Origin of the sequence: Streptomyces sp. NPDC127106 (assembly GCF_042677605.1) — a bacterium.
In the GTDB taxonomy this organism is placed as follows: domain Bacteria; phylum Actinomycetota; class Actinomycetes; order Streptomycetales; family Streptomycetaceae; genus Streptomyces.
Genome location: NZ_JBHXTC010000022.1, coordinates 109,404 through 118,259, shown reverse-complemented (window position 1 = coordinate 118,259; position 8,856 = coordinate 109,404). Strand labels below are relative to the sequence as shown.

Annotated in this window: 8 protein-coding genes; all 8 read left to right on the top strand. The window is 73.3% G+C overall.

Features of this window, described 5'->3' with window-relative positions:
• Positions 1 to 192: 192 nt before the first annotated feature.
• The 8 genes from ACFVGY_RS20105 (at position 193) to ACFVGY_RS20070 (ending at position 8,653) form a co-directional block, all read left to right on the top strand.
• Positions 193 to 1,272 (top strand): hypothetical protein, encoded by a 1,080-nt coding sequence (locus tag ACFVGY_RS20105; protein WP_385679070.1) that lies wholly within the window; start codon positions 193 to 195, stop codon positions 1,270 to 1,272.
• 634 nt (positions 1,273 to 1,906) lie between these two features.
• Positions 1,907 to 3,163, top strand: coding sequence for a hypothetical protein (locus ACFVGY_RS20100; protein WP_385679067.1), 1,257 nt, complete (start codon positions 1,907 to 1,909; stop codon positions 3,161 to 3,163).
• Positions 3,160 to 4,266 (top strand): JmjC domain-containing protein, encoded by a 1,107-nt coding sequence (locus ACFVGY_RS20095; RefSeq protein ID WP_385679064.1) that lies wholly within the window; start codon positions 3,160 to 3,162, stop codon positions 4,264 to 4,266. Before ACFVGY_RS20100 ends, ACFVGY_RS20095 begins: the two co-directional genes overlap by 4 nt.
• A 3-nt stretch (positions 4,267 to 4,269) precedes the next feature.
• Entirely contained in the window at positions 4,270 to 5,541 is a 1,272-nt protein-coding gene (locus tag ACFVGY_RS20090; RefSeq protein ID WP_385679061.1) for an MFS transporter, read from the top strand.
• Positions 5,538 to 6,212, top strand: coding sequence for a 2OG-Fe(II) oxygenase (locus ACFVGY_RS20085; RefSeq protein WP_385679058.1), 675 nt, complete (start codon positions 5,538 to 5,540; stop codon positions 6,210 to 6,212). Before ACFVGY_RS20090 ends, ACFVGY_RS20085 begins: the two co-directional genes overlap by 4 nt.
• Positions 6,205 to 7,248: a ribosome small subunit-dependent GTPase A gene (gene rsgA / locus ACFVGY_RS20080; protein WP_385679056.1), complete on the top strand. Its 1,044-nt coding sequence runs from the start codon at positions 6,205 to 6,207 to the stop codon at positions 7,246 to 7,248. The genes ACFVGY_RS20085 and rsgA overlap by 8 nt, the downstream gene beginning before the upstream one ends.
• A 112-nt stretch (positions 7,249 to 7,360) precedes the next feature.
• Positions 7,361 to 7,687 (top strand): hypothetical protein, encoded by a 327-nt coding sequence (locus ACFVGY_RS20075; protein WP_385679054.1) that lies wholly within the window; start codon positions 7,361 to 7,363, stop codon positions 7,685 to 7,687.
• A gap of 162 nt (positions 7,688 to 7,849) precedes the next feature.
• Entirely contained in the window at positions 7,850 to 8,653 is an 804-nt protein-coding gene (locus ACFVGY_RS20070) for a maleylpyruvate isomerase N-terminal domain-containing protein (RefSeq protein WP_385679051.1), read from the top strand.
• Positions 8,654 to 8,856: the final 203 nt, after the last annotated feature.

Sequence of the window (8,856 nt, the reverse complement as noted above, 5' to 3'; positions counted from 1 at the left end):
GCGCGCGCGCGCCGCGCGCCCCCCCGGGGCGCCCCCCGGGGCGGGGCCCGCCGCCCCCCCCCCCCCCCCCGCGCCCCCCCCCCCCCCCCCCGACAGCCATTCCCGGCACCTCACCCCGGCACCCACCGGCCGCCCCGACCCGCCGACGGGTGCCGGCCCGACCACCCATCACGATTCCTGGGGGATACACCGATGCTGCGCGTACTGGGACTCGACACCACGTCGGAGGCCGTCTACCGGCTCATGCTGGAGCATCCCGACTGGGGTGTGGACGCCCTGGCCGACGCACTGGGCACCGCCCGGCAGCAGGTCGCCGGCGCCCTGGACCGGCTGGCGGACCTGGCACTGCTGCGCTCCACCGCCGACGCCGACGCCGACGCCGACGCCGACACCGACACCGACACCGATGCCGACACCGAGGCCGGGGCCGGGGCAGGGGCCCGCGGGGGCTCGGCCTCCGGCCGCCTCGTCCCGCCCCAGGCCGGCCTGGAGGCCCTCCTGGCCCGCCGCGAGGACGAACTCCGCCGTACCCGCCTCGAACTGGACGCCGGCCGCGCCGCCATCGGCGACCTCCTCGCCGACTACGCGGCCCTCGGCCGCGAGAGCGTCACCGGCGCCGTCGAGCGTGTCACCGGGGCCGAGGCGGTGCGCCGCTGTCTGGAGGACTTCACGCTGCGGGCCACCGCCGACCTGTCCGTCCTCGCCCCCACGGGCACCGCTGGGGGCACCTGCTGGGACGTGGACGTGCCCGTGCTCGCGGACCGGCTCGCCGCAGGCGTCCGCGTGCGGATCCTCCACCTCGACAGCACCGCCGGCACGCCCGAACGCCGCCGCGCGATGCGCGCGCTGACCGACGCCTGCGCCGAGATCCGCACAGTGCCTTCGCTGCCGCTGCACCTGCGCCTCGCCGACGGCGAGCTCGCCGTCCTCTCCGCCCCCGCCCCCGCCCCCGCTTCCGGCTCTGCTGACGTCCCTTGCGCGGTCGTCATCCGGGAGCCCGGTGCCCTGACGGGACTGCGCGCCCTCTTCTCCCACCTGTGGGACGACGGCACGCCCTTCTGCGCCGAGCCGGCTGCCGACACCGAGTTCTCCGCGCAGGAGCGGGCCCTGCTGCGCTTCCTCGCGGACGGTCTCACCGACGAGGCGGTCGCCCGCAAACTCGGTGTGTCCCTGCGCAGCGAACGCCGCATGATCTCCAGCCTCTCGGCCCGCTTCGGGACTCACAGCCGTTTCCAGCTCGGCCAGCAGGCCGTCCGCCACGGTCTGCTGTGACGGCCCGCATGACACGAAGCTGCCAGGCGAATTCCTTGCCAAGCGAAAAGGCTGACAACCCCTTCCGGCGCATGCCAAGCTCATTTCCAGAACGAACGCCAGGCAGTCGAAAGGCGCCTGACGGAACTTCCGGAGTCCCCTTCCGGAAGGATCGCGCTGGAATGATTCTTCAGTGCACCTCACCCCACACCCCACCAAGGAGCGGTTCTCATGGAGAACGAGCAGAACATGGCCATGGAGATCATCGAGGACGACAACGTCGACTTCGAGGCCGAATTCAGCCCGCGCAAGGACGTCGGCCACTGAGGTCGCCCGTGCTGCACGGCAGGCAGCCGAAAGGCGCCTGACGGGCCTTCCGGAATCCGCTTCCGGAAGGGTGCGCTGAATGGTTCCTCAGTGCACCTGCCTTCACCCCACACCGTACAACTCGCAAAGGAATGGTTGTCATGGAGAACGAGCAGAACATGGCCATGGAGATCGTCGAGGATGACAACGTCGACTTCGAGGCCGAATTCGGCCCGCGCCAGGACGTCGGCCACTGAGGCCATCCGCGCTTCACGCGGCCGGTAGTCCGACACGACACCGGCCGCGTAGGCCTATTTCCCCTCAGATTTTCCCAACCGGCGGTGAGTTCATGAGCAGACAGACCAGTGGGACGACGACGATCGACGCGACGAAGTGGAAGGCGTTCGCGGCCGCCCAGGCCCCCGGCTTTGCCGGCACGTTCTTCTTGTCCTCCCTCGTCACCGACCCCGGCCGTATCGCCGCACTCATCGACGACGGCCTGCGTACCGCGACCACCGCAGCCCCCGGTGACCTGCGGCTGCGGGCGTTCCGCCCCGGCGCCTTCGACTACCGGCTGACGAAGCGCTTCGTCGACACCCCCCTCGCCCCCGGCGAGAGCGCCGTCGACTGGCTCGCCCGCACCGCGGACGGCCGCGAGGAATGCCTCGCCGTGAACGACATCGCGTCCTGGAGCCTGCCGCTCGCCGAGTGGGTCGCCGGCCTCCTCCGCGAGATCGTCGCCGAGGGGATCCACGAACTCCCCTCCGGGACGGACGTCTACACGTTCGTCGCGGACTCCGGCTGGACCCCGTTCGGCATCCACAAGGACTCCGAGCCGTCGCTGATCTTCCACCTCGGCCCGTCCCCGAAGGAGGCGTGGGTCTGGCAGGAGAACCCCTTCGACGCCTCCGGGATCACCCCCAGCCCGTCCTTCGGGCAGATCACGTTCGACATCGAGCCGCACCTGGCATCGGCCGAGCGGTTCGTCCTCCAGCCCGGCGACTTCCTCTGCATACCGCAGGACACGTACCACGTCTTCCGGAACGTCGGCCCGTCCGCGTTCCTCGGCCTCACCCTCTATCCGGCGAAGGGCCGCGCCCTGGTCACCGAGGCCCTGTGGCGCGCCGCCCGCGCGGACGACCTCCCGTCCCTCGCCGCCTACCCCACCGGCGGACAGGTCGCCGGCCTTGCCCGGGCCCTCCTACAGGACCAGCCCGGCACCGGCACCGGCGTCCCCCTCGCCGACCGCGTCGCCGCCGAACTCGCCCTCGGCCAGGCCCGCCTGCGCACCAGCGGCCACCTCAGCCGCCCCCACCCCGCCGCCCTGCCCGCAGACGACCCGCACGACACCGACCTCGTCCGCTGGGCCTTTCCCGGAGCCGTCACCGCCGCCCGCACCGCCTCCGGCGCCGCCCTCGTCGTACGCGGCCGCCCGCTGCCCGTGCGCGACGGCCTCGACTTCACCGCCCTGGAGCGGGCCACCCACTCCCCGGAGCCCTTCACCCTCCGCAGCCTCGCCGGGGTACTCCCGCACGCCCTCGACGACACGGACCGCGCCTGCCTGGCCCGCGGCCTCTACGCGCTCGGGGCGGTGACCGACGCATGACCGGCTTCGATGCCTACGCCTACGCCGAGCACGTCCTCACCGCCCTCGGCGACCCCGCGGACCCGGCCGCCCCGGGCAGCCTGCCGCCCGCCTCCGGCGTGCGCCTTTACGAACCGGCCGCAGGAACGGCCGGTCCAGGACCGGCCGGCGGCACCGAAGCCCTCCTGGCCGGCGTGTGGTCCGCCCTGGCCCGCCCCGGTGCCCTCGCCACCAACTTCCGCCTCGTGGAGTCCGGCCGCCAGGTCGACCGCAGCCGCTGGATGCGTTCCCGCGTCGGTGACGGCGAGGTCCTGCACACCGCCCTCGTCCCCGCCTACCTCCACCGTGCGGTCGAACGCGGCGCCACGCTCGTCATCAGCCACCTCGAAGCCCTCGACGAGCACGTCATGCTCCTGTGCGAGGCCCTGGAGTACCAGCTCCACGCCCGTGCCTGGGTCAACTGCTACATCACCGCCGGTGACGCCTCCGCGTTCGACGTCCACTCCGACGACCACGACGCGCTGATCCTGCAGCTCCTCGGCCGCAAGCACTGGCAGGTCGACACCCGGGTCGGCGCCCGCTCCCGCGACCTCGCCCCCGACAGCCTCGACCGGATCCTGGAACCGGGCACGTGCCTGTCCGTGCCGCGCGACACCGCCCACTGCGTGTCCGGCACCGGCGAGCTCACCGTCCACCTCACCGTCGGCTACGAACCGTACGCCGACCTGCGCGACGAGGCCCGTGCCGCGGGCGAGCTCCTCGGCACACCCGCTCCCGAGCCCGATCCCGCCTGGCTCGCCGCCCGCCTGGCCATGCGCCCCGACCGCCGCGCCGGCGCCTCCCTGCGCAACGCCCTGACCGGCGAGGTCGGCGACTCCACCCGCATCCGCTGGGCCAGCCGCTTCCCACCGGAGATCCGCACCACCGACGACGGCCTCGTCGTCACCACCATGGGCCGCCGGATCCGCCTCGACCGCCGCCTGGCAGCCACGATCGCCCTGCTCTCCCGCGGTGGCGCCCTCACCTGGCCCGAACTCGTCGACCGGAGCGACCTGTCTGCCGCCGACCTGCGCACCCTCGTCCGTTTCGGTGCGCGCAACGACTTCCTCATCTGCGAAGGGTGACCCGTGTCCACCACCGTGCGGCTCAAGGACAAGACCGCGATCCTGCGCGAACGCCGCTTCGCGACGTTCTTCGCCGGCAACGTCATCTCCAAACTCGGTGACGCCGCCGTCCCCGTGGCGTTCTCCCTGGCCGCCTACCAGGTGTCCGGCTCCGCCGCGGGCATCACCTGGGTGCTCTTGTCCCTGTGGGGCGCCCGCTTCTTCATGGTCGCCGCCGGCGGCCGCATCGCCGACCGGCACGACCGGATCAAGGTGATGATCGGCGCGGACGTCCTGCGCATCGCCGCCCAGGGCGGCCTCGCCCTCCTCTTCGTCGGGCTGCTGCCCGTCGCCAACTGGCACCTGTGCCTGTCGGCGGCCCTCTACGGCGTCGGCACCGCCCTGTACAACCCGGCCCAGATCGGCCTGACCCCCGAACTCGTCCCCGAGGACCGGCTCCAGGACGCCAACGGCCTGCTCTCCCTCGTCGCCGACGTCTCGTTCCTCCTCGGGCCCGCCCTGGCCGGCGTGCTGATGGGCACCGTCGGCTTCACCTGGGTCCTGTGGATCGACGTCGCCTCGTTCGCCCTCAACCTCGTCCTGCTGCTGCGCCTGGCCCGCATCCACACCCCGGCCCGCCGCACCCGCACCGACACCCCCGCCGCCGCCGACCACGCGGAGGCGGAGGCGGAGGCGGAGGGCGCCCGCTTCCGTGACGCGTTCGCGGTCATGGCCCGCTTCCCCTGGTTCGGCGTCGGCATGGCCCTGTGGTTCGTCGTCTCCTTCGGCATCGGCCTGACCGCCGTCGCCGGGCCCGTCATCGCGGTGGAATCCCTCGGCGGCACCGGCGCCTGGTCCGTCCTGGCGACCTGCATCGCCATCGGCTCGCTCCTCGGCTCCCTCAGCGTGATCTCGGCGTCGAAGCAGCACCCCTGGCGGGCCGCCGCGATCGTCGTCACCCTCGGCGCCGTCCTGGAGTTCACCGCGCTGATCCTGCGCGACCAGCTCCCGACCCTCGTGATCGGCGCCTGTTTCGCGCTGTGTGCTCTGGCCACCGCCGCCTGCGGCATCGTCTGGGACACCGCCTACCAGAGCGAGATCCCCGAGCGCTACCTCTCCCGCGTCGGCTCCGTCGACAACTTCGTCAACGCCGTCGGCGTCCCCCTCGGCATGCTCGCCGGCGGACTCCTCACCCACCACTACGACGGGGTGTTCCTCACCGTCTGCGTCCTCCTCGTGCTGCTCGGTCTTCCCGCCGCCCGCCTCGCGGGCCGGGAAAGGAAGGCGACCCCGTGAACCCCACCGCCGCCCTCGACACCCCCGCGACGTCCGCCCGCGCCCGCGTCCACTCCCGCGGCAGCCGCTTCGTCGTCATCGACGACCTGCTCCCCGACGCGGACTTCGCGCGGACCGCCACCGACTTCGCCGCCGTCCGCCTCAAGCCGGTCCTGTCCACCATCGATCCGGTCTACGACGGCTTCGCCTACCGCGGCGGCGAGGACAAGCAGCCGCTGGCCGACTCCGCCGTCGACGCGCCCCGCTGGCAGCGTGCCGTCAAGGAGCAGATCACCGCCCATCTCGACGTCCTCGGCGCCGGCCCCGGCACCGACGGCCGCGCCCTGACCTTCAGCGCCTGGGGCTACCCGGCCGGCTCCCGCCTGAGCTGGCACAACGATGCCGGCGCCGCACGCATCGGCGCCTACGTCTACTTCACGCACGACCACTGGGACGCCTCCTGGGGCGGCGGCCTCGCCATGGTCGACGAGGAGTCCCGGGCCGACGCCTGCGACGGCGCCGCCCTCGTGGCCGGCGCCTCCCATCCGGCGCTGATCCTGCCCCGCCCGAACCGCCTCGTCATCTTCCGCGCCCGCACCATGCACGCCGTCCAGCGCGTCGACGCCACCGCCGGCGACCGACTGCGCCGTACCTGGACCGGCTTCATCACCGAGGGAACCACCCATGACTGACACGCTGACCTCCCCGGCCGCCCTCGACCGCCTCGGTTGGACCGCCGCCGATGACGGCCGCTGGCCGGCAGACGTCCCGCCGGCCCGCGTCGTCATCAACCACGGCACCGTCTGCGACGTGCTCCTCGCCGCCGCCGACGGCACCCTCATCGCCCACAGCGCCGGCGTCTCACCGGCCCTGCACACCACCCCCGTTGCCGGCGACTGGGCGGTCCTCGGCGCCGACGGCCGCATCCACGACCTCGCCGACCGCCGCTCCGCCCTCTCCCGCCCCGCCGGCGGCGGCAACGGCCCGCAGGTCATGGCCGCCAACATCGACACGGTCCTGCTCGTCGTCCCCCTCGACTCCGGCCTCAACGCCAAGATGGTCGAGCGCCTCTCGGTCATGGGCTGGGACAGCGGGGCGCAGCCCGTCCTCGTCCTGTCGAAGGCCGACTGCACCGGCGACGAAGGACTCGCCGACGCCGCCCGCGCCGAGGAGCTCAGCCCCGGCATCCCCGTCATCCCGATCAGCGTCCGCACCGGCCAGGGCCTGGACGCCCTCCGCTCCCACCTGGGCCCCGGCACCACCGCCGTCATGCTCGGCCCGTCCGGTGCCGGCAAGACCTCCCTGCTGAACGCCCTGGAAGGCACGCAGGAGGCGGTCGCCGCCGTCGGCCGTGCCGGCGGCCGCCACACCACGACCACCCGCCGCCTCCACCTCCTCACCTCCGGCGGCGTCCTCCTCGACATCCCCGGCATCCGCTCCCTGGAGCTGACGGCCAGCCGCCGCTCCGTCGACGACGTCTTCAGCGACATCGCCGCCTTCGCCCAGCGGTGCCACTTCGCGGACTGCTCCCACGACGGCGACGCCGGCTGCGCCGTGGAGGAAGCCGTCCGCTCCCGCACCCTCCCCGCGGAGCGCCTCGCCAACTGGCGCAAACTCCAGGACGAGATCGACTACCGGCTGCGCCGCGACGACCCGGCCGCGATGGCCGAGGTCCGCAAGCAGTGGAAGGCCGTCAGCAAGCACGCCCGCCGGGGCCGCCGCGGATGACGCCCGGCACCTGTGCCGCAGGGGGAGGCGGCAGAACGCGGCCGTGCCGGCCCCCCGAGGGGACCGGCACGGCGCGACGCGGAGCGCGGCGGGGACGGCGGACGGTCAGTGGGTGTTGAACTTCCGGGTGCCGACCGTGGACCAGTCGCTCCACCGGCTGCCGTTGCTGTTGTGGGCGTGGGAGACGACGCCGTCGGCGCCGATGCCGAACACCTCGGTGGAGTTGGTGCCCGCCTCGTTCAGCGTGGACGGGGAGCCGCCGAACTTCCACCTGCCCAGATGCTCCGCCGCCGTTGGTGCTGTAGGCGTGGGAGAGGACGCCGTCGGCGGCGCCGATCGCGAAGACCTCGGCGGCCACATGTCCTCGATCATGGAACGGCTGGGCGCCGGCAGCCGCTTCGAAGCCGGCATCAAAGCCGCCCACAAGGGCTGGCTCTGATCGCGCCCGCCGCGGCCGGGGCCGCAGCGACGCGGACCTGACGCCGACCGGGCTCCGATGCACTGTCGGCGCTCTCTTCTCCGCGGTGGTGAGGGTCCGCCCGCGAGGGCGGCTGTGAAAATCGCTGTCCGATTGTCGGAACGCAGTGATAGAGATTCAGGCGTGACAACGCCACTCGAGTTCCCCGCTCTGCTGCGACTGATCGACGAACGGTCGACTGCCTTCCGCGCCGCGGTCGCCTCCGCTCCCAGCCTCGACGTACAGGTGCCGACCTGCCCCGAGTGGACGCTGTTCGATCTGGCGCAGCACATCGGCGAGGGGCGCCGCGACTGGGCCGCCACCGTCGCCGCAGGGCCTGCTCCGGCCAAGTCCGCAGCAGAGGGCGCCCCGGCTGCGCCTCGGGAGCGCGAGGCCCTGCTGGCCTGGTTGGCGGAGTCCACGGAGCAACTGCTGGACGCATTGCGGAAGGCCGGCCCGGATCGCGGTTGCTGGACGTGGTGGGGGACGTCGCAGTCGCCGCAGACCTCCGGTGCCGTGGCTCGGCACCAGCTCCAGCAGATGGCGGTGCACACGTACGACGCCCAGATCACCGTAGGTGCCCCGCAGCCGCTGCCGGACGAGGTGGCGCTCGACGGTGTCGACGAGTTCCTGCTCACCTGCGTCGCAACGACTAGTGCCTGGCCGCACCAGCCCGCTGCCGTCGACTTCCACGCCTCCGAGGGCCGCTCCTGGCGCCTCTCGCTCTCCGCCGACGGCGCACGGACCGCCCGCCTCCCCGGGCCCGGCACCGTGCTGGCCACCGCTGCCGGCCAGGACCGGGACGCGGCCGCCGCCTTCTTGTCCGCTCGGGGCACGGCCAGCGAGCTGGTCCTCATCCTGTACGACCGCATCCCGTTCGACTCCCTGAAGCTCGACGGCGACCGACGTGTTTTCGAGCAGCTCAGCGCCTGGGACCCGGATGAGTAGGACGTGACGATGCGCCACCTCGTACGCCCCGGGGGGAGCAGACCGCTACGACAAGGTCGTCAACGGCTAGTACGACCACCGCAGGTGTGACGACGAGGTGGCCGCCCCCCCGGCGGCGCCCATCCGACCCCGGGCGGCCTCGGCGGGGTGGGGGCCGCGGGCGGCGGCCGGCCGCGCCCCGAGGGCCACCCGCCCGGCCACCG